General features: G+C 61.1%; 21 protein-coding genes. 8 read left to right on the forward strand and 13 right to left on the reverse strand.

Annotation, left to right across the window (positions count from 1 at the left end):
- Position 1 precedes the first annotated feature (1 nt).
- Complete coding sequence (clpA, locus tag NUH88_RS17330) at positions 2-2329, forward strand: ATP-dependent Clp protease ATP-binding subunit ClpA (protein ID WP_257767655.1); 2328 nt, start codon at positions 2-4, stop codon at positions 2327-2329.
- A gap of 101 nt (positions 2330-2430) precedes the next feature.
- Here clpA and NUH88_RS17335 read toward each other — a convergent pair whose 3' ends face one another.
- From NUH88_RS17335 to NUH88_RS17360, 6 genes are all read right to left on the reverse strand, one after another.
- Positions 2431-2619 carry a hypothetical protein gene (locus NUH88_RS17335; protein ID WP_257767656.1) on the reverse strand — a complete coding sequence of 63 codons (189 nt, stop codon included), beginning with the start codon at positions 2617-2619 and terminating at the stop codon, positions 2431-2433.
- A 139-nt stretch (positions 2620-2758) separates the two neighbouring features.
- The gene (locus tag NUH88_RS17340) at positions 2759-3931 is read right to left on the reverse strand and encodes a GNAT family N-acetyltransferase (protein WP_257767657.1); all 1173 of its coding nucleotides are present in this window, start codon (positions 3929-3931) and stop codon (positions 2759-2761) included.
- Between the two features lie 74 nt (positions 3932-4005).
- Complete coding sequence (locus NUH88_RS17345) at positions 4006-4473, reverse strand: RidA family protein (RefSeq protein WP_257767658.1); 468 nt, start codon at positions 4471-4473, stop codon at positions 4006-4008.
- A 483-nt stretch (positions 4474-4956) separates the two neighbouring features.
- Positions 4957-6648, reverse strand: a complete 1692-nt coding sequence (locus NUH88_RS17350; protein WP_257767659.1) for a methyl-accepting chemotaxis protein — start codon at positions 6646-6648, stop codon at positions 4957-4959.
- A 498-nt stretch (positions 6649-7146) separates the two neighbouring features.
- The gene (locus NUH88_RS17355; RefSeq protein WP_257767660.1) at positions 7147-8001 is read right to left on the reverse strand and encodes a hypothetical protein; all 855 of its coding nucleotides are present in this window, start codon (positions 7999-8001) and stop codon (positions 7147-7149) included.
- 113 nt (positions 8002-8114) lie between these two features.
- Positions 8115-9806, reverse strand: coding sequence for a methyl-accepting chemotaxis protein (locus NUH88_RS17360; protein WP_257767661.1), 1692 nt, complete (start codon positions 9804-9806; stop codon positions 8115-8117).
- A 281-nt stretch (positions 9807-10087) separates the two neighbouring features.
- On the opposite strand from NUH88_RS17360, the gene NUH88_RS17365 reads away from it, so the two are divergent.
- Complete coding sequence (locus NUH88_RS17365; RefSeq protein WP_257767662.1) at positions 10088-10528, forward strand: host attachment family protein; 441 nt, start codon at positions 10088-10090, stop codon at positions 10526-10528.
- An 84-nt stretch (positions 10529-10612) separates the two neighbouring features.
- Here the strand turns inward: NUH88_RS17365 and NUH88_RS17370 are convergent, their stop codons facing one another.
- Positions 10613-14302, reverse strand: a complete 3690-nt coding sequence (locus NUH88_RS17370; RefSeq protein ID WP_257767663.1) for a vitamin B12-dependent ribonucleotide reductase — start codon at positions 14300-14302, stop codon at positions 10613-10615.
- Positions 14303-14873: 571 nt separating this feature from the next.
- Between NUH88_RS17370 and NUH88_RS17375 the strand changes: the two genes are divergently transcribed.
- The 5 genes from NUH88_RS17375 to NUH88_RS17395 all read left to right on the forward strand — a co-directional run bounded on the left by NUH88_RS17375 (position 14874) and on the right by NUH88_RS17395 (position 17627).
- Complete coding sequence (locus NUH88_RS17375; protein WP_257767664.1) at positions 14874-15503, forward strand: LysE family translocator; 630 nt, start codon at positions 14874-14876, stop codon at positions 15501-15503.
- 34 nt (positions 15504-15537) lie between these two features.
- Positions 15538-16203 carry an RraA family protein gene (locus NUH88_RS17380; protein WP_257767665.1) on the forward strand — a complete coding sequence of 222 codons (666 nt, stop codon included), beginning with the start codon at positions 15538-15540 and terminating at the stop codon, positions 16201-16203.
- A gap of 89 nt (positions 16204-16292) precedes the next feature.
- Positions 16293-16646, forward strand: a complete 354-nt coding sequence (locus tag NUH88_RS17385) for an NADH:ubiquinone oxidoreductase subunit NDUFA12 (protein WP_257767666.1) — start codon at positions 16293-16295, stop codon at positions 16644-16646.
- Between the two features lie 58 nt (positions 16647-16704).
- Positions 16705-17160: an outer membrane lipid asymmetry maintenance protein MlaD gene (gene mlaD, locus NUH88_RS17390; protein WP_257767667.1), complete on the forward strand. Its 456-nt coding sequence runs from the start codon at positions 16705-16707 to the stop codon at positions 17158-17160.
- A 29-nt stretch (positions 17161-17189) separates the two neighbouring features.
- On the forward strand, positions 17190-17627 hold the full coding sequence (locus NUH88_RS17395) for a DUF2155 domain-containing protein (protein WP_257767668.1): 438 nt from the start codon (positions 17190-17192) through the stop codon (positions 17625-17627).
- Here the strand turns inward: NUH88_RS17395 and aat are convergent.
- From aat to NUH88_RS17425, 6 genes are all read right to left on the reverse strand, one after another.
- Complete coding sequence (gene aat, locus NUH88_RS17400; RefSeq protein ID WP_257767670.1) at positions 17561-18214, reverse strand: leucyl/phenylalanyl-tRNA--protein transferase; 654 nt, start codon at positions 18212-18214, stop codon at positions 17561-17563. The two genes, NUH88_RS17395 and aat, sit on opposite strands and share 67 nt — an antisense overlap.
- A 53-nt stretch (positions 18215-18267) precedes the next feature.
- Positions 18268-19608, reverse strand: a complete 1341-nt coding sequence (gene accC / locus NUH88_RS17405) for an acetyl-CoA carboxylase biotin carboxylase subunit (RefSeq protein ID WP_257767672.1) — start codon at positions 19606-19608, stop codon at positions 18268-18270.
- 15 nt (positions 19609-19623) lie between these two features.
- Positions 19624-20073, reverse strand: a complete 450-nt coding sequence (accB, locus tag NUH88_RS17410) for an acetyl-CoA carboxylase biotin carboxyl carrier protein (protein ID WP_257767674.1) — start codon at positions 20071-20073, stop codon at positions 19624-19626.
- 18 nt (positions 20074-20091) lie between these two features.
- Positions 20092-20541, reverse strand: coding sequence for a type II 3-dehydroquinate dehydratase (gene aroQ / locus NUH88_RS17415; protein WP_257767676.1), 450 nt, complete (start codon positions 20539-20541; stop codon positions 20092-20094).
- Positions 20542-20621: 80 nt separating this feature from the next.
- Entirely contained in the window at positions 20622-21188 is a 567-nt protein-coding gene (locus NUH88_RS17420) for a PAS domain-containing protein (RefSeq protein ID WP_257767686.1), read from the reverse strand.
- A gap of 142 nt (positions 21189-21330) precedes the next feature.
- Positions 21331-21840, reverse strand: coding sequence for a MarR family winged helix-turn-helix transcriptional regulator (locus NUH88_RS17425; protein WP_257767688.1), 510 nt, complete (start codon positions 21838-21840; stop codon positions 21331-21333).
- Positions 21841-21953: 113 nt separating this feature from the next.
- Here NUH88_RS17425 and hppD point away from each other — a divergent pair, with 113 nt between their 5' ends.
- Complete coding sequence (gene hppD, locus NUH88_RS17430) at positions 21954-23045, forward strand: 4-hydroxyphenylpyruvate dioxygenase (RefSeq protein ID WP_257767690.1); 1092 nt, start codon at positions 21954-21956, stop codon at positions 23043-23045.
- Positions 23046-23097 lie beyond the last annotated feature (52 nt).

Genomic DNA, 23097 nt, shown 5'->3' on the forward strand with positions numbered 1-23097 from the left:
CATGCTGTCGAAAAACCTCGAAGAAAGCCTGCACCGCGCACTCGACTTGGCGAACGAGCGCCAGCACGAATACGCGACGCTGGAGCATCTGCTTTACGCGTTGACGTCGGATCAGGACGCCATCGCGGTCATGCGGGCCTGCGACGTCGATGTCGAGCGGCTGCGCAACGATCTCGCGGGCTATATCGACAATGACCTGATGAACCTGATCCGGACGGAGGAGGAGGAGGCGAAACCCACCGCCGGTTTCCAGCGCGTCGTGCAGCGCGCCGTCATCCACGTACAATCATCCGGACGCGCCGAAGTGACCGGCGCCAACGTTCTGGTCGCGCTGTTTTCCGAGCGCGAGAGCCACGCCGTCTATTTCCTGCAGGAACAGGAAATGTCCCGCTTCGACGCGGTCAATTACATCTCCCACGGTATCGCCAAGGTGCACGGCCAGTCCGAAACCCGACGGGTGGAAGGCGCGGACGAGGAAGCCAAGCAGGAGACCGTCAACAAGAGCGGCAACGAGGCGCTCGACGCCTATTGCGTCGACCTGAACAAGAAGGCGATGGCGGGCAAGATCGACCCGCTGATCGGCCGCGAGTTCGAGGTCGAGCGCACGATCCAGATCCTCTGCCGCCGGACCAAGAACAACCCGCTCTATGTCGGCGATCCCGGCGTTGGCAAAACCGCGATCGCGGAAGGTCTCGCGCGCCGTATCGTCGACGGTAACGTGCCGGAAGTTCTGGAGAACGCACAGATCTTCGCCCTCGACATGGGGGCGCTGCTGGCCGGCACCCGCTATCGCGGCGATTTCGAGGAGCGCTTGAAGGCCGTCGTCTCCGAGCTTGAGCGCAATCCCGATGCGGTTCTCTTTATTGACGAGATTCATACCGTGATCGGCGCCGGCGCCACCTCGGGCGGCGCGATGGATGCCTCGAACCTGCTGAAGCCGGCGCTGCAATCCGGTGCGCTGCGCTGCATCGGTTCGACCACCTACAAGGAATTCCGGACCCATTTCGAGAAGGACCGGGCGCTGGTACGCCGGTTCCAAAAGATCGACGTGAAGGAACCGTCGATCGAGGACAGCATCAAGATCCTGAAGGGCCTGAAGCCCTATTACGAGGAGCATCACAAGGTCCGCTTCACCGCCGATGCGCTGAAGACGGCGGTGGAACTCTCGGCGAAATATATCGGCGACCGCAAACTTCCGGACAAAGCCATCGACGTGATCGACGAGGTCGGCGCGGCGCAGATGCTTGTGGCGCCGTCGAAGCGCCGCAAGACCATCGGCGTGAAGGAGGTCGAGGAGATCGTCGCCAAGATCGCCCGGATCCCACCGAAGAGCGTTTCCACCGACGACAAGACCGTCCTGAAAAACCTGGAACGGGATCTGAAGACCGTGGTGTTCGGGCAGGACGACGCCATCGCATCGCTGGCGACGGCGATCAAGCTCTCCCGGGCCGGCCTGCGCGAGCCGGAGAAGCCGATCGGCAACTATCTGTTCTCCGGCCCGACCGGCGTCGGCAAGACCGAAGTCGCACGTCAACTTGCGAATGCGCTTGGCATCGAGCTGACCCGCTTCGACATGTCGGAATATATGGAGCGCCACAGCGTCTCCCGCCTGATCGGTGCGCCTCCGGGCTATGTCGGTTTCGACCAGGGCGGTCTTCTGACCGACGCGGTTGACCAGCATCCCCATTGCGTGCTGCTGCTGGACGAGATCGAGAAGGCCCATCCGGACCTCTTCAATGTCCTGCTGCAGGTCATGGATCACGGCAAGCTGACGGACCATAACGGCAAGACCGTCGATTTCCGCAACGTCATCCTGATCATGACCACCAACGCCGGAGCGTCGGACCTCGCCAAGGAGGCGATCGGTTTCGGACGGACCCAGCGCGAGGGGGACGATACCGAGGCGATCAACAAGATGTTCACCCCGGAATTCCGCAACCGCCTGGATGCGATCATTCCGTTCGGCAACCTGACGCCGGAGATCATCGCCCGCGTGGTGGACAAGTTCATCATGCAGCTCGAGGTGCAACTCTCCGACCGCGGCGTCACGATCGAGCTCAGCGATGCGGCGCGGAACTGGCTCGGCGAGAAGGGCTACGACCGCCTCTATGGCGCACGTCCGCTTGCCCGCATGATCCAGGAGCATGTGAAGAAGCCGCTCGCGGAGGAATTGCTGTTCGGCAAGCTGACGAAGGGCGGTCTCGTGAGCGTCGACCTGAAGGACGGCAAACTGGTCTTCGCCTATCCGGACGAGGACGGGGGCAAGGGCTCCGGCGGTCCCGACGGCGGTTCGAAAAAGCGCGAGAAGAAAAAGCCGGAACTGGTCTGACCCGCGCGTCGGCTGGATCCGGACGAGACAAAACAGGCAAAAGAAAAGGCCCGTGCATCGCACGGGCCTTTTTCTTGTCAGGTAGCTGCTTGCTGCGGCGCTTAAGCGGCCTGCAGGAAGGAAGCGCTATCGTCGAGGACGGATTTCAGGGCGTCCGGATCGACGCGCCAAGCGCCGTTCACGTTGGCCGCGATGCTTTCGTGGCGATCGACGAGAACGCGCATTTCGGAATTGGTGAAGCCGTTCATTTCGGCAGCTTCGAGAAGAGTGAGGCAGAAACGGTCGCCCATGGTTTGTACTCCCTAGTCATTTGATGAATGTCGCGGATGGCGCCTTGGGGCGGCCAATCTGCGTGTTTGCTGAAAAATATATTGACCTATTCTCGGTTGCTGCGGTGCAAAATTACCGAAGATCAGCCATGCGCTATGTTCAGGTCTCGTGACGGAACGGTGACTGATTTTCGAGCGCTTCCTTCTCATGCTCCATCTGCATCCGCTCCCGCCGGAGGAAATCGGCGACCGCATCGCGGAAGGACGGGGAGGGGATCAGGTGAGCGCTGTAAGTGAAGCGGGGAAGGTAGCCGCGCTGGATCTTGTGCTGCCCCTGGGCCCCGGCCTCGACCCATTTCAGGCCGCGCGCGATGGCGAAATCGATTGCCTGATAATAACAGAGTTCGAAATGCAGGAACTTGAAGTCGGCGATGCAGCCCCAGTTGCGGCCGAAGAGCGTGTCGTCGCCGATCAGATTGAGAGCGCCGGCGACGGGCGATCCGTCCAGTTCCGCGATCACCAGAAGGACCCGGTCCGCCATACGCTCGCCGAGTAGGTCGAAAAACTCGCGGGTCAGATAGGCCGAGCCCCATTTCCGGTCGCTGGTATCCATGTAGAAGCGGAAGAAGGCGTCCCAGTGCCGAGGCTCGATCTGGTCGCCGGTAAGCTGCCGGATGGTGAGGCCGGATTCCGCTGCCGCCTTGCGCTCCTTGCGGATCGCCTTGCGTTTGCGGGAGGAGAGCGCCCCCAGAAACGCGTCGAAATCGGCGTAGCCGTCGTTTTCCCAATGATACTGTAGCCCGACCCGCTGCAGGAAACCGGCCTCTCCGAGCGCTTGCCACTGAGCCTCGGGGAGAAAGTTCACATGGGTCGAGGAGACGTTGAAACGCCGGGTGATCTCGATCAGGCCGCCGATCAGGATATCGCGGACCGCGTCCTGCTCTGCGTCGGGATGGATCAGCAGGCGCGGACCCGTCACCGGGGTGAAGGGAACGGCGGAAAGCAGTTTCGGATAGTATTCGCCGCCCGCGCGCTCGTAGGCGTCGGCCCAGCCCCAGTCGAACACATACTCGCCCTGGGAATGGCCTTTCAGATAAAGCGGAACAATGCCGGCGATCCGGTCGGTCTCGTCCGCGAAAACAAGATGCTGCGGCAGCCACCCGGTTTCGGCGCGTACCGAGCCGCTGTCTTCCAGTGCGGAGAGAAAGGCGTGGCTGAGAAACGGATTCTCGGGGCCCGCGCAGGCGTCCCAGTCCTCCGGCGCGATCTCGTGGATCGAGCGAAGGGCGGAAATCGCGGCCTGCGCCTCTGTCCTCTCTTCTCCGTCCGGCAATTCCGGTCACCTCGCTGCGGCTGATCCTTGAAAGATTGTGCGCCGCAGCGAGCCGTCAAGCAAACGCGTCGCCGTCAGGCGAGTTCGATGACCGCCTCGACCTCGACCGCGACACCGAGGGGCAGGGAGCCCGCGCCGACGGCGAAGCGGGAATGCTTGCCCTTGTCGCCGAACACTTCGACCATCAGGTCGGAGGCGCCGTTCACCACCATCGGATGCTGCGTGAAATCGTCGGTCGCGTTCACGAAGCCGCCGACCTTCACGACACGCGCAACCTTGTCGAGATCGCCGCCGCAGGCCGCTTTCGCCTGGGCGATGATGTTGAGGGCGCAGATCCGCGCGATCTTCTGCGCCTCTTCCGCGGTCATGTCCTTACCGACCTTGCCGACGCCTTTCAACTCGCCGTTCCAGAACGGCACCTGGCCCGAGATGTAGAGCGTCTTGCCCGAAATCACATACGGCACGTAGTTGGCGGCGGGCGCGGCCGCGTTGGGCAGTTCGATGCCGAGTTCGGTAAGGCGTGCGTCGATAGCACCGGCCATAAGGCGACTCCTCTGAATTCTGGAACGATCTTTTAGGAAAAGTCCGTCTGGACCGGCGCGAAGCATAGACAGTCGCGTCGAAGGTCGCTAACTTTTTTCGAAAAAGAGGGGTGCGTCAGTAGATGACGCACCCAGTCTCGGACGATAGAGGCTTCGTCCTTAGGAGCTTCACAGGGTAATCGGGGAGCGGGGATGGGAGAGAACCGCTCCCCCAGTCTTCCATCGCTTGGCGGGCGATGGAACTCTGGACCCACAGGATTGAAGCTCTGCCCCTACGGGTCCGCTAACTGGGGTGGAACCGTGCATATCAGGTTCCGTAACTCTATATATAGTAGTTGAGAGGGGCTGGAACCGCAATAAATATTTTTGCGGCTAATTTCGTAAAGTATTTGAAACACACGTAAATTAGTTAATCTCTATTAATGATTTTCTTTGCGGGACTGCCGGGACCGCAAGCAAGGCGGCCCCGGTGACCTACTATATTTAGGCCTCGTTCAACCGTTTCACGAAGCCGTCGACTTCCGCGCGCAGCTCCGTCACCTGATTGCCCAGGCTGACGGTTACTTCCGAAAGATGGTTGGCCGACTGATTGGCCTGTTCGCCGGCCGCGCTGACACGCCCGATATTGTCCGTGACGGTGTCGGTGGCGCGGGCGACCTGTTCGACATTGCCGGAGATCTCACGCGTTGCGGAGGCCTGCTCCTCGACCGCCGCGGCAATGGCGGACGCGGTTTCGTCGATATTCTCGATCGTCCCGACGATCTTTCCGATGACCTCCGCGGCTTCTTTCGTGGCCTGTTGAATGGCGGAGATCTGCCCGGCGATCTCCTGGGTCGCATTGCCGGTCTGGTTGGCGAGCGACTTCACCTCGCTCGCCACCACGGCAAAGCCCTTCCCGGCCTCGCCTGCGCGCGCCGCCTCGATGGTGGCGTTGAGCGCCAGCAGGTTGGTCTGCTCTGCGATATCGTTGATCAGATTGAGGACCTCGCCGATCCGCTCCGCCGAGATTTGCAATCCTGCAACCTTGTCGTTCGCATCCTTGGCCTCTGTTGCGGCGGCTCGGGAAATCGAGGCGGACTGGTCGGCCTGGCGGCCGATTTCGGCAATTGAGTTCGTCAGTTCTTCCGTTGCCGCAGCCACGCTCTGGAGACTTTGGGAGGCATTGCCCGCAGCGTCGTTCGCTTCCCGCGCGCTATCCGCGGTTTCCGCGGCCGAGCCCTGCATATCGGAGGCGGAGTTCCGCACCGTTCCGGCCGAATTCTGCACTTCGCCGGCAACCCTGCCGACGGTGCTTTCGAGATTATGCGTGATTTCCTGAAGCATCTTCCGGCGGGCTTCCTCGGCGCGCTGCTCGTCTTCGGCCTTGCTGCGCTCAAGCTCCGCGACGCGTTCGGCATTTTCCTTGAAAACCTGGACGGCTTTGGCCATCGCGCCCACTTCGTCACCCCGTCCGATACCCGGGATCTCGACCGCGAGATCGTTCTCTGCGAGCGAGCCCATCGAATTGCGGAGTGCTTCCATCGGCTTGGTGATGCTGCGGCTGATAAAGATGCCTGCTGCCAGCATTACGCCGATCACCAGAAAAGCGATCATGCCGGCGTGAATGATGAAATCCGTCATTTCGTCGTCGATGCTGTCGATATAGACCCCGGTGCCAACGAACATGTTCCAGGGCTGGATCGCTTTGACATATGAAAGCTTCGCGACCGGCTGTTCTGAGCCCGGCTTCGGCCACATATAGGGAACCGTGCCGCCGTCCGGATTCGCTTTGGCAACGTCGATCATCGCCGCGAAAAGCTTGAAGCCGTTCGGATCCTCGAGCTCGATCAAGTTCTTTCCATCCAGCGCCGGCTTCACCGCGTGAGCGAAAACCACACCGTCGAGATCGACAGCGAACATGTACTCGTTGGCCCGGTATCTGAGACCGACGACGGTTTCCTTCCAGAGCGCCATGGCCTCGTCGCGTGTCATTTCTCCGGCGGAGACCTTTTGCTCGAAATGCAGCGCCTGGGCGGCGCTGCTCTCGACGATCGACCGCAATTCCCGCTCGTGCGTTTGCAGAATGCGGCCCCGTTCATTGGCGATCTCCTCGCCGATGAAGGCGGCGAACGCAATGACGGCGACGGCGATGATGAGCCCGATTTTTCGGGCAATGGATAGACGATCAAGTCCCATGGTTTGGTCCCCCAACGTGAGATTGCAAAAGCCGAACTTCTCCCTTTAAACCTTATTTAAGGTGCATTTATTTTATGAACCAATGATTAACTTCGCGCGCCAATAAATATGCAGAACAAAGGTGACGAAGACTTCGTGGTGTGTGATCGGTCAACCAATTTTGTATACAAAAATGGTTTTCGTTTTGGCGATCGTTGAATGTGTTGGGATTTTTGGCTAATTAGACAGATGGAATTATTGAGTGATGGGGAAGAAAAGAAAATGACATGTGCGAATACATAATATTATTAGGTGACTGCGACCGAATTCAGCGAATGGGAAAATAAGTTTTATATTCCTATTGTCGCATTTGGCGGGTTGCCCGGCCGAAGGGGCTGGCCGCAGAGGAAATTCATGATTGAATTTTGTGTGGTCTTCCGGTGACCGGGCGCCTGTTCGGGGGCGCCACCGCGACGATGGCCGAAAGCTGTCAGTTATGCGTCGGCAAGATCCGGGCCCTCAGGCCATCAGAAGAGTCTGCAGTTCATAAAATCCATCGACGGAGGCGCGGTAATGATCTTCGTCCGCGAAGCGGGACTCCGCGATGTCGCTCTCTATGACATCCTGCGACGTTCCGGAGATGCAAAGCCGCTGGTGAGCGCTGCGCGCGGCGCGACCCCGGAGAAACCCCACCAGAGCCTCGCCGGGTTCGGGGGCTTGCCGCACGAAATCGAGAGATGGCGCGAAAGAGCGCTTACGGGTCAGTTCGATCATCTGATCCGACTGCGCCGCAAGCCATACACTACGCTTGCGATTGACGCAGATGATCGGGAAGAGGGAGGCCAGTCCGGGGATGGCCGTGTTGGCGTAGGTCTCGCACTCCCAATAGCGCTGCGCCGTTCTGGCGAAATGAAAGAAATCCTCCACGGCCTTCATGCCGGATTTCTCAAGCGGCAGGATCTCGGTCTGTGGCTTCAGCGGGTCTACCGTATCGTTTGCCACATCGATATAGAGCGGTCCGATCTGGATGGCGTTCTGGAAGTAGCTTTCGCGCAGGACCCCCCAAATCTTGCGGCCTATTCCGCCATTGCCGATGAATTCGCGCAGCGCGAGGCTGACAGGGCAGCTCGGCGCATTGATCTGTTCAACCAGCCGGTCATAGACCCTGTCCCGGATCTCGCGGCAGCGGCCGAGCGGGTAGGGCTTGCCGTCATAATCCGGAAGCTTCGTTGCAAGTTCCGCGTCGATTTCGGTCCGCAGATGCTGCAGATAGCTTTCCAGTGCGGGTTGCCCGGGAAGGTGGCGGTCGGCGAGGACGCGCTGGTCGTTGCCGGGGGGAATCGGCTGGAGCGGGAGCAGGTCTGCCGGAAACATGATGCGGGTACCGAGGTGACGATCGGTAGCTGTTCTAAATCCGTTCGCCCCTGTCCCGCAAGGCGGACGGCATGACAGCAGAAAGCCGCCGTCCGGCGCGGACCGCTCAGGCGTTAGGCATCCCGAAGACGCCGCACGAAGGTGTCGACCTCGTCACGCAGCGTGGCGATCTGGCTATTGAGCGTGCCGGTGACGCCGGACAATTCGTTTGCGGCCCGATCGGAGCGCTCGCCGGCGGTGTTCACGCGGCCGATATTGCTCGTGACCGTTTCCGTCGCGTGCGAGACCTGCTCGACATTCCCGGAAATCTCGCGCGTCGCGGAAGACTGTTCCTCGACGGCGGCGGCGATCGCAGATGTGGTCTCGTCGATGTTCTGAATCGTGCCGACGATCTTTCCGATGACATCGGCGGCTTCCTTCGTCGCCTGCTGAATGGCCGAGATCTGCCCGGCGATCTCCTGGGTCGCGCTGCCGGTCTGGTTCGCGAGCGATTTGACCTCGCTGGCGACGACGGCGAACCCCTTGCCGGCTTCTCCAGCCCGGGCGGCCTCGATCGTCGCGTTGAGCGCCAGCAGATTGGTTTGTTCCGCGATGTCGTTGATCAGGCTGACGACTTCGCCGATCCGCTCGGCCGAGCTCTGCAGGCTGATCACCTTGGCGTTGGCGTCTTCCGCTTCCGTGGCGGCGGCCCGCGAGATGGACGCGGACTGGTCCGCCTGACGCCCGATCTCGGCGATGGAGTTGGTCAGTTCTTCCGTCGCCGCAGCCACGCTTTGGAGACTTTCCGAGGCGTTCTGGGCCGCGCCGTTCGCCTCGCGGGCGCTGTCGGCTGTTTCGGAGGCGGCCTGAAGCATTTCGTTGGTCGAGTTATTCGCCGCCGTCGCGGAGCTCTGAACCTCGCCGGTTACCCGGCCGATGGAGCTTTCCAGTTCCTGAACGATCTCCTGGAGCAGTCCCTTGCGTTCGGATTCCGCCCGGCGGGCATCCTCGACCCGGCTTTCCTCAAGTGTCGCGACCCTCTCCGCATTCTCCTTGAAGACCTGAACGGCCTGGGCCATGGCGCCGACCTCGTCGCGCCGTCCGGTTCCCGGAACCGTCACGCCGAGATTGTTCGCCGCGAGCTGGGACATCGCATTGCGCAGCGCTTCCATCGGTCCGGTGATGCCGCGCGAGATCGCGAGGCCGACCAGAACCATCAGCACCAGGATTCCGGCGGTCAGGCCACCTGCTTGAAGTGCATGATCGTAGAGGGCGGCATCGATGTCGTCGATATAGATGCCGGTGCCGACGAAAATCTGCCAGGGCTCGATCAGCGCGACGTAGGACAGTTTCGGCACCGGAACCTCGGACCCGGGCTTCGGCCACATATATTCTAAGCGCCCGCCGGTGGGATCCTTTTTCAGCACTTCGATCATCTCGCCGATGATCTTCACGCCGTTTGGATCCGTCACCCCCATCATGTCCTGGCCCTTGAGGGACGGTTTTGCGCCATGCACGATATTGATACCGTTCATCGTGTAGGCGAAGAGATACTCGTTCCCGCGGAACCGGGTGGCGAGGGCGTTCTTCTCCCAGGCGGCGATCGCCTCCTCGCGGGTCATTTCGCCGGCAGCTGCGCGCGCTTCCAGGGCGAGCGCCTCGGACATTGCGACCTCGATCACTGATTTGATCTCGCGGGTGCGCTCGTCATAGAGGTCGCCGCGTTTGATCCAGAGCGAGGCCCCGATCTGGATGGTCATGGCGATGGCCGCCAACAGAATGATCAGGCCGATCTTCTGGGCGAAGGAAAGGCGGTCGAGTCCCATCGGCGCGCTCCTGCAAAGACAAGAAATTTATCTCGTTATGCAGTTATAGGGTTAAAGAACGCCTAACGATTTCGCCAAATTATTTAAGTGAATAGGGAAGACTAGGGCTGCGAAGTTATTTCAGGCATTCTTTGTGAGTGCAGCTGCAAGGGTGCCGTCCTGGATCCCGGTTGCGACAAAATGTCATGTGCGCACTGCCTGTTCGGTGTTGCCGCAACGGTTGTACCGACGCATCTCATTCCCAAAGTCTCAAGCGGATCCTCCAGCATTGAGGTGATGAAATGAAAGTACCGCACAAGGCTTGGGTGCTCGTGGCAGACGGAGAGCGGTTCGTCGTATTCGAAAGTCACGGGGACAAGGAGCTCATCGACTTGCGCGTCGTCGACGCGGAGTCGATCAGTAACCCGCCGGATCATGTCCAGGGGACGGATCGCCCGGGCCGTCTCAGCGATAACGGCGCCAATCAGAAGAGCGCGGTGGGGGAAACGGACTGGCATGCGATCGAGAAGGTTCATTTCGCCGAACATGCCGCGGACATGCGCAAGACCTGGGCATTGGAAAAGCGCTTCGACGATCTTGTGATCGTCGCCGACCCCCGCACGCTGGGCACGCTAAGGGCCCACTATCACGCGTCCGTCAGCGACAAGCTCTTGGCCGAGATCGATAAGGATCTGACGCACCAACCGGTGACCGAGATTGAACGGGCACTTGTCAGACACTGAGCCGTGTGCCCGCTGCCATGAACAGAAAACGACCGCCGTGGAGACCCGCGGCGGCCGTCTGTTTTTCCATGTCCCTGAAGGCGATCAGCTGCAGCCGGAGGTGCTGCCGCAAGTGTCGCATTTCAGGCAGGTGCCGTTCCGCACCAGGGTGAAATTGCCGCACTCGCCGCAGCTCTCGCCCTCGTAACCCTTGATGCGGGCCTCGCGGATCCGGTTCAGCTTGTCGTCGACCGCATCCATGACGGTTTCGGAGACGGTCACGGAAGCCGACTTCTCGATCGTCGTGGTGACGGTCGCCGCGTGGGATGCAGGGGCCGAAGCCATCACCGGTGCGGCATTGTCCGTTCCGGTCGCCTTGATCGTCTGCGATTGGCCGCCTTGCAGCACTACCAGATTCTTGCGGACATAGCCGCGGCTGGTGATGGTGCCGACCTTTTCCATGAGCTGGGCCTTGGCCGCATCGACCGCGCTCTCGTCGTCGCCTTCGCCCATGCTGTCCGGCAGCAGGTCGTCGGTCTCGACATGGCTGAGGTCGTGGCGGTCGAGATAGGAGATCGCCAGCTCGCGGAAGATATAGTCGAGGATCGAGGTCGCCATCTTGATCGCGTCGTTGCCGGAGACCATGCCCTGCGGCTCGAAGCGGGTGAAGGTGAAGGCGTCGACATATTCCTCCAGTGGCACGCCGTACTGCAGGCCGATGGAGACGGCGATGGCGAAATTGTTCATCAGCGAGCGGAAGGCGGCGCCTTCCTTGTGCATGTCGATGAAGATCTCGCCGAGCTTGCCTTCCTCGTATTCGCCGGTCCGGAGATACACCTTGTGGCCGCCGACATTGGCTTTCTGGGTGTAGCCCTTGCGGCGGTGCGGAAGTTTACGCCGTTCGGCGGCCCGCTCGATGATGCGCTCGACGATCCGCTCGGCGACGACCGGGGCCTGCACGGCCTTCGGCGCTTCGAGCAGTTCCTCAAGCTCGTCCTCGTCCTCCTCGTCCACCAGGGCGGAGGAGAGCGGCTGGCTCAGCTTGGAGCCGTCGCGGTAGAGCGCGTTGGCTTTCAGGCCCAGCTTCCAGGAGAGGATATAGGCGTCCGAGCAATCCTGGACCGTCGCCGCGTTCGGCATGTTGATGGTCTTGGAGATCGCGCCGGTGATGAAGGGCTGGGAGGCCGCCATCATCCGGATATGGCTCTCGGTCGAGAGGAAGCGCTTGCCGATCCGGCCGCACGGATTGGCGCAGTCGAACACCGGAAGGTGCTCGTCTTTCAGGTCCGGCGCGCCTTCCAGCGTCATCGCACCGCAGACGAAGGTATTGGCGTCTTCCACCTGCTTCTTGCTGAAGCCGAGAGCCAGCAGCATGTCGAAGGAGAGGTCGTTCAGCTGCTCGTCGGTGAAGCCGAGCGTGTCGCGGCAGAAATCCTCGCCGAGGGTCCATTTATTGAAGGCGAACTTGATGTCGAAGGCGCTGGCGACGGCTTCCTGAACCGCTTTCACCTGCGCATCGCCGAAGCCTTTCGCCTTCAGGCTTTCCGGGTTGATGCCCGGGGCGCCTTCCAGCGTGCCGTGACCGACGGCATAGCGGATGATCTCCTCGATCTGCTCCTCGCCGTAGCCGAGATTGGCCAGGGCCTCCGGCACGATGCGGTTGATGATCTTGAAGTAGCCGCCTCCGGCGAGCTTCTTGAACTTCACCAGGGCGAAGTCGGGCTCGATGCCGGTGGTGTCGCAATCCATGACCAGGCCGATGGTGCCGGTCGGGGCGATCACCGTGGTCTGAGCGTTGCGGTAGCCGTGCTTCTCGCCGAGTTCGAGCGCCGCGTCCCAAGCCGCGATGGCGGCGGCGTTGAGAGCGGTGTTCGGGCTCTTGGAAGCGTCCAGCGGAACCGGATTGATCGCCAGATCCTCGTAGCCGCTTTCCTCGCCATAGGCGGCGCGGCGATGATTGCGGATCACCCGCAGCATGTTTTCGGCGTTTGGAGCATGTTCCGGGAAAGCGCCGAGTTGGCCCGCCATCTCCGCCGAGGTCTTGTAGGCGATGCCGGTCATGACCGCGCTGATCGCGCCGCAGAGTTCGCGGCCTTCGTCGCTGTCGTAGGAGAAACCGCTCGCCATGAGCAGGCCGCCGATATTGGCGAAGCCGAGGCCGAGGGTGCGGAAGTCGTAGGACAGCTTGGCGATCTCTTTCGACGGGAACTGCGCCATCAGCACGGAGATCTCCAGCGTGATGGTCCAGATCCGGGTCGCATGCTCGAAGGACTCGATGTCGAAGCTGCCGTCCTCGTGACGGAACTGCATCAGGTTCATCGAGGCGAGGTTGCAGGCCGTGTCGTCGAGGAACATGTATTCCGAACACGGGTTGGACGCGTTGATCCGTCCCGAGGCCGGGCAGGTGTGCCACTCGTTGATCGTGCTGTCGTACTGGATGCCGGGATCGGCGCAGGACCAGGCGGCGTTGGAAACCTTGTCCCAGAGCTCGGCAGCGTTGATCGACTTGGCCACCTTGCCGTCGGTGCGGCGGATGAGATCCCAGTTCTTGCCTTCCGCGACCGCTTCGAGGAAATCGTTGGTCACGCGGATCGAGTTGTTCGAATTCTGCCCGGCGACCGTGAGATAGGCCTCGCTGTCCCAGTCGGTGTCGTAGGTCGGGAAGTCGATGGAGGTGTAGCCCTGCTCGGCGAACTGGATCACCCGCTGGATGTAGTTCTCCGGGATCATCACCTTGCGTGCCGCCTTGATGGCTTTTTTCAGCGCCGGATTCTGCTTCGGATCGAAGCGGGCGCCGTTGACCAGATCTCCGGCCTCGCGGCAGGCGGCCATGACTTCGTTCATGTGCTTCTGCGCGAGCTTGGAGCCGGCGACGAGAGAGGCGACCTTCTGCTCTTCGCGGACCTTCCAGTCGATATAATTCTCGATGTCCGGATGGTCGATGTCGACGGTGACCATCTTCGCCGCCCGGCGGGTGGTGCCGCCCGACTTGATGGCGCCGGCAGCCCGGTCGCCGATCTTCAGGAAGCTCATCAGGCCGGAGGACTTGCCGCCGCCGGAGAGGGGCTCGCCCTCGCCGCGCAGACGGGAGAAGTTGGAGCCGGTTCCGGAGCCGTATTTGAAGAGGCGCGCCTCGCGGACCCAGAGATCCATAATGCCGCCTTCATTCACCAGGTCGTCGCTGACGCCCTGGATGAAGCAGGCATGGGGCTGAGGGTGCTCGTAGGCCGATTTGGAGCGAACCAGTTTGCCGGTCTTGTAATCGACATAGTGGTGCCCCTGGGCCGGGCCGTCGATGCCGTAGGCCCAGTGCAGACCGGTGTTGAACCATTGCGGGGAGTTCGGGGCCGCCATTTGCCGGCAAAGCATATGGCACATTTCTTCGTAATAGGTCTTGGCATCGCCTTCGCTGTCGAAGTAGCCGCCTTTCCAGCCCCAGTAGGTCCAGGTGCCGGCGAGCCGGTTGAAGACCTGCTTGGCGCTGGACTCGCCGACCGTGCGCTCGCCTTCCGGCAGCTTCGCGATCGCCTTTTCGTCGGGCACCATGCGCCAGAGCCAGGAGGGAACGTCATTCTCTTCGAACGGCTTCAGCTTCGCGGGGATGCCGGCCTTGCGGAAATACTTCTGCGCCAGGATATCGCATGCCACCTGCGACCAGTCCGCGGGCACTTCGATGTCGCTGTTCTGGAACACCACGGAGCCGTCGGGATTGCGGATCTCGCTGCTGGTTTTCCTGAATTCAATACCCGCGTAGGGACCCGTTTTCGCGTCCGTAAACCGGCGTTCGATTCTCATGCTTGGAACCCCCCGTTCCGTCCAATCAGTGGCGTTGATCGCTGGCGCCACAAGATCTTGTGGCCAAGGGTTGAGACGATACCGGATTTGGGCTTCGTGAAGCAATGAGAAATGAACCGGAATGTGAGAAAAAATGATCGCGGGTTGGAACGGCGCAGATTTCCGCGAATTTCAGGATTTCACCTGCCGGTAGTAAGTAAAATCAAAATAAAATGAGAATAATTCCGCCAATTGATTTTGGCAGAATGCAGTTGTGAGAAATCATTCCGATCTTGTGGGGTGGATCGGCGGAACGAAGTCTCGTCATTGCTTCAGAGCTTCGCGTTTCTATTTGAAGGCCCGTGCCAAGCCGTCAGAAGAATAATGCCGTTATCGGGCCCGGGGATCAACACATTTTGTGCGTAGAATTGTCATAAAATCTACATCTAGTGTCTCGACGTGGGTTTCCGCACGTCTCCGCAGGATCCTGCGGTATTCGGTCGGGAAGGCTTGCCTGCCGTTCCGCATCTGTGGCTCACTTGCTCTGGCCGGCCCGCTCGGGTGCCGGCATTTTTTCGAAAGAGGGGATTTCATGGATCCGGCGCTCTGGTTGGCCTTCGCGGCTGCGACCTCCGTCATGCTGGCCATTCCGGGGCCGACGGTCATGCTGGTTGCGAGCTACGCCATGTCGCGGGGGCGCGAGAGCGGCTGGCTGACCGTTCCAGGCGTTGCGCTCGGCGACCTGACGGCGATGATCGTGTCGCTTGCCGGAGCCGGTGCGGTGCTCGCCGCGTCGGCCGAACTCTTCACAATCCTTAAGTTCGCCGGTGCCGCCTATCTGGTCTGGCTCGGTATCCAGCTCTGGCGCAGCAAGCCGGAGCTGGCGCTCGCCCCGGCAGGAGGAGGGCGCAGGCAGAAGACACGGATGTTTGCCAACGCGTATGTGGTGACCGCGCTCAATCCCAAGGGCATCGTCTTCTTCGTCGCCTTCGTGCCGCAGTTCATCGATCCGTCCCGTCCGCTCTTTCTGCAATTCGTGATTCTGGTGACGACCTTCGTCATCCTCGGCGCAATAAACGCTGCCTTCTGGGCAATTATGGCCGGTACCATGCGCAGCCGCTTTTCCAGCCCGTTCGCACTCAGGCTGGTCAATCGCCTCGGCGGCAGCGCAATGATCGGTGCCGGGTTGCTGACGGCATTGACCCGGCGGGCGGCGGGCTGATCCGCTAATCAAAAAACCTAAAGGGAGACCCACCATGGCGGTTCTTCGCTACAAGGCAGACTACACGCCCCTCGACGCGGCGACGCTCGATCGCTGGAAAGCGGTACCGCCGGCGGTCGCCGGAGACTGCATGAACCGGACGAACTGCATGGCCGGGCGGGTCTCGCCGCTGCATCCGGACATGCGGATCGTCGGCCACGCGCGAACGATTTCCGTGATGGCGGGAGACAATCTCTGTGTCCACGCGGCGATTCCGCTGATGCAGCCGGGCGAGATCATCGTGATCGATGCCGCGGGCAATCCGGATGTCGCGATCATCGGCGAGATCCTCGTAACCGCCGCCAAGCACAAGGGCGTCGCCGGATTCGTCATCGACGGAGCGGCGAGGGACGTCGCGGAGCTGCGGATCGGCGACATGCCGGTATTCGCCTCGGCCTCGGTACCCACTGGACCTCACAAAGGCTTCGGTGGCTCGATCGACGGGCCAATTTCCTGCGGTGGCGTGCCGGTGCGGACCGGAGATCTGGTTCTGGGCGATGCCGACGGGGTGACAATCGTCCCGTTGCATCAGGCGGCTGCGATCCTTGAGGCGGGCGAGGCACATGTCCGCAAGGAGGTCGACATGCTGGCCCAGCTGGCCGCCGGAAAGACCACTGCGGAAATGCTGGGGATCGAGATTCCTGATGTGAATGCGGAATGAGCGGGGCGGCGCGACCGACTGGACGTCGCGCCGCAGCAATGACATATTCCGCCATCGTCTTGACGCATGTGACGGGTAGGGCTTGGTCGATGAATATCGGCACCGCGATATACACATGGCTGAACGGCCGCGAGGTCGGTGAGGACCGGTTCGGAAACCGCTATTACGAGCACAAGTCCGAGCCCGCTCCCGGATACCGCCGCAAACGCTGGGTGGTCTACAAGGGCATCGTCGAGGCCTCCAAGGTCCCGGCGGAATGGCACGCTTGGCTGCACTACACCGCCGAGGCGCCGTTGGATACGGAGCAGTCTTTCGAATGGCAGAAAGAGCATCTCCCGAACCTGACCGGGACCCGCTACGCATATCGTCCGCCGGGACATGTTCTCGAAGGCGGAAAGCGGGACCGGGCCACCGGGGATTACGAAGCCTGGACGCCGAACTGATACCATCCGGCGGCCGCTTCTGGACGAGCGGACGTTTTTCCCAACCTACCGAGGGAATATGAAGCGCAATACGATCGAAACGGTGATGGGCGCTGTTGTGCTGGCGGTTGCCGGCATGTTCATGGCGTTCGCCTATATTTCGGCGGACCTGAACACCAGCGGCGGATATACGGTCACGGCGAGTTTCAACAAGGTGGCCGGCCTTGCCGTCGGCGGCGACGTGCGCATGAGCGGGATCAAGATCGGCTCGATCGTCAGCCAGGAACTCGACACCGATACTTTCCTCGCAAAGGTGACGATGAATATCCGTGACGATGTCGCGCTTCCGCTGGACAGCGCGGCGGCGATTTCCAGCGAGAGTCTCCTCGGCGGGAACTATCTCGAGATCATTCCCGGCGGGGACCCGGACATGATCGAGGATGGAGGCCGGATCGACTTCACGCAGGACCCGGTCGATATCGTGCAGCTGATCGGCAAGTTCATCTTCTCGGCCGGAGAGGCCGCGAGCAAATAAGTGGCGGTAGCCCCGCCGGGACCGGCTGAATGAGATTTTCCAGGATCGTCATGGCCCTCGGCTTCGGCGCCGGAATGGTGCTGACGTCTCCGGCTGTCGCCCAGACAAGCGCGGAGCCGCGCGAGCCCGCGTGGCTGGAGTTTCCCATCGCCGTGTTGCAGGGGCTGGACAAAATCACGGCTCGGATTTCGACCTTCGAGATCCCGGTCGATCAGACCGGCCGGTTCGGCACCTTCCTGATCACCCCGAGGGCTTGCCGCCAGCGGCCGCCGACCGAGACGCCGGAGAGCGCGGCCTTCATGGAGATCGACGAACAGAAGCCGGACGAAGAGCAGGTCAGGCTCTTTACCGGCTGGATGTTCGCTTCCAGTCCTGCGCTGAACGCGGTGGAGCACCCGGTCTACGACGTCTGGCTGCTGGATTGTAAGAGTGCTTCGACGAAGGGCCAGTCGTCGGTTCCCGAATAGAATTCGGCCGGGGTCTTGAGGGCCTCGGCGAGCATCTCGCGGTAGCGCTCTCGCGGCACTTCGATCGCCCCGAACTGTTGCAGGTGTTCGGTGATGAACTGGCTGTCCAGCAAGGTGAAGCCCGATGCCTTCAGGCGGGCGACGAGATGGACGAGCGCCACCTTGCTCGCATTGGGCTCCCGGCTGAACATGCTCTCTCCGAAGAAAGCCGCGCCGAGCGCGACCCCGTAAAGACCGCCGACGAGCCGGTCGTCGCGCCAGCATTCGACGCTGTGCCCGTAGCCCATTTCGTGCAGAGAAAGATAAAGCCGGAAGATCTCGTCGTTGATCCAGGTATCCGGACGCTCCAGCCGCCGTTCGGCGCAGCCTTCGAGCACGGCCTTGAAATCTGTATCGGAGCGGATCTCGAAGCGCCGGCGCCGGACTTCCTTGCGCAGACTGCGGGAAACATGGAACGCATCGAGCGGGAGAATCCCGCGTTTCTCTGGGTCGACGAAAAAGGTGCGGTTGTCGTCACGGCTTTCCGCCATCGGGAAAACGCCGATGGCGTAGGCCTGTAGCAGCAATTCCGGCCGCAATTGCGACATCTGGCCAGCGCCTCCTCACCGTCCTTGCGGACGCTCGACCAACCAGGACATCCCTAGTCGGCGAGGAATACCTTCTCCAGCCAGTGTATGTCGTATTCGCCGTTGATGAAATCGGGCGCTTTCGAGAGATCGAGATGCAGCGGCACCGTGGTCTCCACATTGGCGATCACGATTTCCTCCAAAGCCCTGCGCAGCCGCAGCAAACATTCGTTCCGGTTGCTGCCGTGCACGATCAGCTTGGCGACCAGGCTGTCGTAATAGGGCGGGATCTGATAGCCGGCATAGAGCGCCGAATCGACGCGCACGCCGAGACCGCCGGGCGCGTGATAGTCCGTGACCTTGCCAGGGGACGGCAGGAACGTGCGCGCATTCTCGGCATTGATCCGGCACTCGATCGAATGGCCGTTCAGCGCGATGTCCTCCTGCTTGAAGGAGAGCGGTGCACCGGAGGCGATCTGGATCTGTTCGCGGACGAGGTCGATGCCGGTGATCATCTCGGTGATCGGATGCTCAACCTGCAGGCGGGTGTTCATCTCGATGAAGAAGAACTCGCCGTTCTCGTAAAGAAATTCGAGCGTGCCGAGGCTGCGGTAATTCATTTTGGCGCAGGCACTGGCCGCGATCTCGCCGATCTTCGCCCTAGCGACAGCATTGAGCGCCGGCGAGGGCGCCTCCTCCAGCACCTTCTGGTGGCGCCGTTGAAGCGAGCAGTCGCGTTCTCCGAGATGCACGACATGGCCTTTGCCATCGCCGACGATCTGCACCTCGATGTGGCGCGGCTTCGCGAGATAGCGCTCCATATAGACTTCGTCATTGCCGAAGGCCGCACCGGCCTCGCGCCGGGCCATGGTATAGGCCTCGGCGACCTCGTCGGGATTGTGTGCGATCTTCATGCCGCGCCCGCCGCCGCCGGCTGTGGCCTTGATCAGCACTGGATAACCGATCTCCTCCGCATTCGCCCGCGCGGCCTCGACCGATTCGACCGGGCCGTCCGAGCCGGGTACGCAGGGAATGCCGAGCGCTTTCACCGTGCGCTTGGCGATGATCTTGTCGCCCATGTCGCGGATATGCTGCGGTGAAGGACCGATGAAGACGAAGCCGTGCGCTTCGACGATTTCGGCGAAATCGGCGTTCTCGGAAAGGAAGCCGACACCAGGGTGGATGGCGTCCGCGCCGGTCACGGTCGCGGCCGAGAGAATGGCCGGAATATTAAGGTAGCTGTCCTTTGAGGCGGGCGGGCCGATACAGACGCTCTCGTCCGCAAGGCGTACATGCATCGCATCCGCGTCGGCGGTCGAATGGACGGCGACGGTACGGATTCCCATCTCGCGGCAGGCGCGATGAATGCGCAGGGCCACGTCGCCGCGGTTGGCGATGAGGACTTTTTCGAACATTCCGGTTCCGGCCTCTTACTCGATGACGATCAGAGGCTCGCCGAATTCCACCGGCTGCGCATTCTGGATGAGGATTTCCTTCACCGTTCCGGCGCGCGGCGCGGGAATTGGGTTCATCACTTTCATGGCCTCGACAATCATCAGCGTCTGGCCCTCGCTCACTTTTGAGCCGACGGAGACGAAAGGCGCGGAATCGGGATCCGGGCCGAGATATGCGGTCCCGACCATCGGGGATTTGACGGCGTTGGCATTATCGACCGCGGCGGGTGCCACGCTGTCGGCGGAAGCGGCGGTAGCCGGGGCCGGCGCTGGCGCTGGCGCCATAGCCGCGACCTGCGGCGCGGCGGCCGGGCGGGCGACGCGGATGCGCCAGTCGTCGGTCGCGTATTCCAGCTCTCCGAGGCCGGTTTCATCCAGCAGCTTCGCGAGCTTCTTCACCAGTTTGCTATCAATGTCGTGCGACAACGGGGTCTCCGGGTTCGTTCAATTTCGGTCGAGAAGCCGCGCCATGGCGTCGAGCGCGAGGGTATAGCCCTGGCTGCCGAGACCGACAATGATCCCTTCGGCGACGGCGGAAATGTAGGAATGATGCCGGAATTCTTCGCGGCGATGGATGTTCGATAGATGAACCTCGATCACCGGCAGCTCGGCCACGCGCAAGGCGTCGTGGATCGCGACAGAGGTGTGCGTGTAGGCGCCTGCATTGATGATGATCCCGGCCGCGTTGTCGCGGGCCTGCTGGATGATCGTCACCATCTCGCCTTCGAAATTCGATTGCCGGAAATCCACCGACAGATCGAGCGCCGCGGCATGTTCGGCACACATCGCCTCGATATCGTCGAGCGTCTCAGCCCCGTAAACCTCCGGCTCGCGGGTGCCGAGCATGTTCAGATTTGGACCGTTCAGTATAAGGATTTCCGGGCGTTCGGACACGTTGCTCGCCTGCTTTTCAGTTTCGAGCGTTATATCACGCGGACTCCATGACGCAATCGGAACCGAAAACGCTGTCGGCGTTAATATTCGAACTCGATCGAGTACATGGTCAGAGCGGGGCTGCAAACCTTGAGGCGCTTGCCGTCAAGAGAGTAGGAGGCCTCATGGGAACGGGCCGATTGCCGATCCGTTCCGAGCATGGAGCCGGTGATTTTCGTGCAGCCAAGAATCGTATCCGGGCATCCGGATTCGCTCGCGAAGGGAAGGAACAGGCGTTGAACCAGGACATGACGGCGATCATGCAGTGTTTGCGGAGCGATCGTATGGAGCAAGCTTCCTGCGGCGAGACACCGGTCAAGGCGTGAGCGCAGTAATTGTGCCGTTGGTTCTGGGAGTACTTCTTTGAGGAGGTGTCCGCGCAAGCCCTTGCCGTAGAGCGTGTTTACGGCCTCGCCGACGAGGCGGTACCGGTAGCATTCCGCATCCCGCGCTTTCTCGCAGAGCCAGACGAATGGCAACGCCGATCCGAGTTCGAGCGGTTCGATCGCCTTTCGCGACGGAATGCCGCCGTCTTTGCGCCATGCAAACCAGCGCTCGACGAGCATGCTCAATGTCGCGTCAGTAACATCTTCCAGAATCTGGTTCATGTTCCTAACAATATCCGCTGCCGACCGGTCTTTCGTTGCGGCAGGAAGACTTTACCTTCATCTCCGATACCATGACGCAATGGTTGTGACAACAAATCCACTGCGGGTGAAGCGCGAAATTGAACCTATTGTGTGTCAATGCTCACAAAACAGGCTTTGAAGTCATATCAACAGCGCGTTTTGTCAATTTTTCCAACAATTTTATTAAATCGTCCCTTTCATTTTCGGAAAGGGCGGACTGAAGAAATGCTTCGCGTTCAAGTGCCATCGGCACGATATGGTTGTAAATATTCAGCCCGCTCGGAGAAAGGGAGAGTGTCGTACGGCGGCGGTCTGCCGGGTCCGTACGGCGTTCGATATGACCGGCATCGGACAGCTTTGCCGCCGCCCGGCTCACCTGAACCTTGTCCATGGCCGCCCGTCCGCGAATGTCATTCGCTGTCATCGGCCCGCCGCTACCGAGGATTGCCACGATACGCCATTCGGGAATGCTGATATCGAATTCAGCCGTGTAGAGCCGCTGGATACTCCGCGAGACCAGAGACGACAGCAGTGCGAGCCGATAGGGCAGGAACTCCTCGAGCGCGAAGTTCTGAGGGGCATTTTTCGCATGACCCGGGGGAACCCCGTCTTTGCTTCCTTGACTCTTCACGGTCTTCTCGCAATTAGTTTCATGTGTAACTAAATGATATCGACGCCCAGACGTTCAGCGCTTGCCAGACCCATGTCAAGACGAGCGGAGGGGGCCAATCTGGAGGAATGAGAATGGCTTCGAAGACGCTTCCCCCAATACCCGGCGGATCGGCCGAGAACCCGATGGCAACGGACGGCTTCGAGTTCGTCGAATATACCGCCCCGGACCCCGTGCTGCTGACGGAGTTGTTCCGCTCCCTCGGTTTCGCCGCTGTTGCGCGGCATCGTTCGAAGGATGTGACGCTGTTCCGCCAGGGCGGGGTCAATTTCATCGTGAATGCGGAGCCCGACAGTTTCGCCCAGTCCTTTGCCAAGGTGCATGGGCCATCCTGCTGCGCCATCGCTTTCCGCGTGAAGGACGCCGCGGCCGCTTACGAGCGGGCCGTGAAGCTCGGCGCCAAGCCGTTCGAAGGCAAGGTGGGGCCGATGGAACTGAACATCCCGGCCATCCACGGGATCGGCGACAGCCTGATCTATCTGGTCGATCGCTATGGAGCGCAATCGATCTACGATGTCGATTTCGTGCCGATCCCCGGCGTCGATCAGGAGCCTGCCGGGGCCGGCTTCTCGCTGGTCGATCATCTGACCCACAATGTGCATCGCGGACGCATGGAAACCTGGGCCGGGTTCTACGAGAAGCTCTTTAATTTCAGAGAGATCCGTTACTTCGACATTGAAGGCAAGCTGACCGGACTAAGGTCGAAGGCGATGACCAGTCCCTGCGGCAAGATCCGCATCCCGATCAACGAGTCTGCAGACGACAAATCGCAGATCGAAGAGTATCTCCATGCCTACAAGGGAGAAGGGATCCAGCATATCGCGTTGGCGACCGATGACATTTTCGCCAGCGTCGAAAGTCTGAAGGCGGCCGGAACCCGGTTCATGGATCCGCCACCGGCGACTTATTATGAGATGCTGGAGGACAGGCTGCCGGGCCATGGGGAGGATGTCGCACGTCTCAAGGAACATGGGATACTGGTCGACGGCGCACCGACCGACGATGGCGGACTGCTCCTGCAGATCTTTACGGGGACAGTGATCGGTCCGATTTTCTTCGAGCTTATCCAGCGCAAGGGCGACGAAGGCTTCGGGGAAGGCAATTTCAAGGCGCTCTTCGAGTCGATCGAACAGGATCAGGTCAAACGCGGCGTTCTCGGTTCCTGATAAACTCACCGCTTGACCGGAGCGGGGTTTCCGATATGGGTGTCTAAATAGC

It is taken from the genome of Nisaea acidiphila (genome assembly GCF_024662015.1).
Lineage (GTDB): Bacteria > Pseudomonadota > Alphaproteobacteria > Thalassobaculales > Thalassobaculaceae > Nisaea > Nisaea acidiphila.

What these genes read in the sequence shown, in the direction of transcription:
- clpA (WP_257767655.1), top strand. Translation starts at nt 2, where the DNA reads ATGCTGTCGAAAAACCTCGAAGAAAGCCTGCACCGCGCACTCGACTTG.
- NUH88_RS17335 (WP_257767656.1), bottom strand. Translation starts at nt 2,619, where the DNA reads ATGGGCGACCGTTTCTGCCTCACTCTTCTCGAAGCTGCCGAAATGAAC.
- NUH88_RS17345 (WP_257767658.1), bottom strand. Translation starts at nt 4,473, where the DNA reads ATGGCCGGTGCTATCGACGCACGCCTTACCGAACTCGGCATCGAACTG.
- NUH88_RS17350 (WP_257767659.1), bottom strand. Translation starts at nt 6,648, where the DNA reads ATGGGACTTGATCGTCTATCCATTGCCCGAAAAATCGGGCTCATCATC.
- NUH88_RS17355 (WP_257767660.1), bottom strand. Translation starts at nt 8,001, where the DNA reads ATGTTTCCGGCAGACCTGCTCCCGCTCCAGCCGATTCCCCCCGGCAAC.
- NUH88_RS17360 (WP_257767661.1), bottom strand. Translation starts at nt 9,806, where the DNA reads ATGGGACTCGACCGCCTTTCCTTCGCCCAGAAGATCGGCCTGATCATT.
- NUH88_RS17365 (WP_257767662.1), top strand. Translation starts at nt 10,088, where the DNA reads ATGAAAGTACCGCACAAGGCTTGGGTGCTCGTGGCAGACGGAGAGCGG.
- NUH88_RS17370 (WP_257767663.1), bottom strand. Translation starts at nt 14,302, where the DNA reads ATGAGAATCGAACGCCGGTTTACGGACGCGAAAACGGGTCCCTACGCG.
- NUH88_RS17375 (WP_257767664.1), top strand. Translation starts at nt 14,874, where the DNA reads ATGGATCCGGCGCTCTGGTTGGCCTTCGCGGCTGCGACCTCCGTCATG.
- NUH88_RS17380 (WP_257767665.1), top strand. Translation starts at nt 15,538, where the DNA reads ATGGCGGTTCTTCGCTACAAGGCAGACTACACGCCCCTCGACGCGGCG.
- NUH88_RS17385 (WP_257767666.1), top strand. Translation starts at nt 16,293, where the DNA reads ATGAATATCGGCACCGCGATATACACATGGCTGAACGGCCGCGAGGTC.
- mlaD (WP_257767667.1), top strand. Translation starts at nt 16,705, where the DNA reads ATGAAGCGCAATACGATCGAAACGGTGATGGGCGCTGTTGTGCTGGCG.
- NUH88_RS17395 (WP_257767668.1), top strand. Translation starts at nt 17,190, where the DNA reads ATGAGATTTTCCAGGATCGTCATGGCCCTCGGCTTCGGCGCCGGAATG.
- aat (WP_257767670.1), bottom strand. Translation starts at nt 18,214, where the DNA reads ATGTCGCAATTGCGGCCGGAATTGCTGCTACAGGCCTACGCCATCGGC.
- accC (WP_257767672.1), bottom strand. Translation starts at nt 19,608, where the DNA reads ATGTTCGAAAAAGTCCTCATCGCCAACCGCGGCGACGTGGCCCTGCGC.
- NUH88_RS17420 (WP_257767686.1), bottom strand. Translation starts at nt 21,188, where the DNA reads ATGAACCAGATTCTGGAAGATGTTACTGACGCGACATTGAGCATGCTC.
- hppD (WP_257767690.1), top strand. Translation starts at nt 21,954, where the DNA reads ATGGCTTCGAAGACGCTTCCCCCAATACCCGGCGGATCGGCCGAGAAC.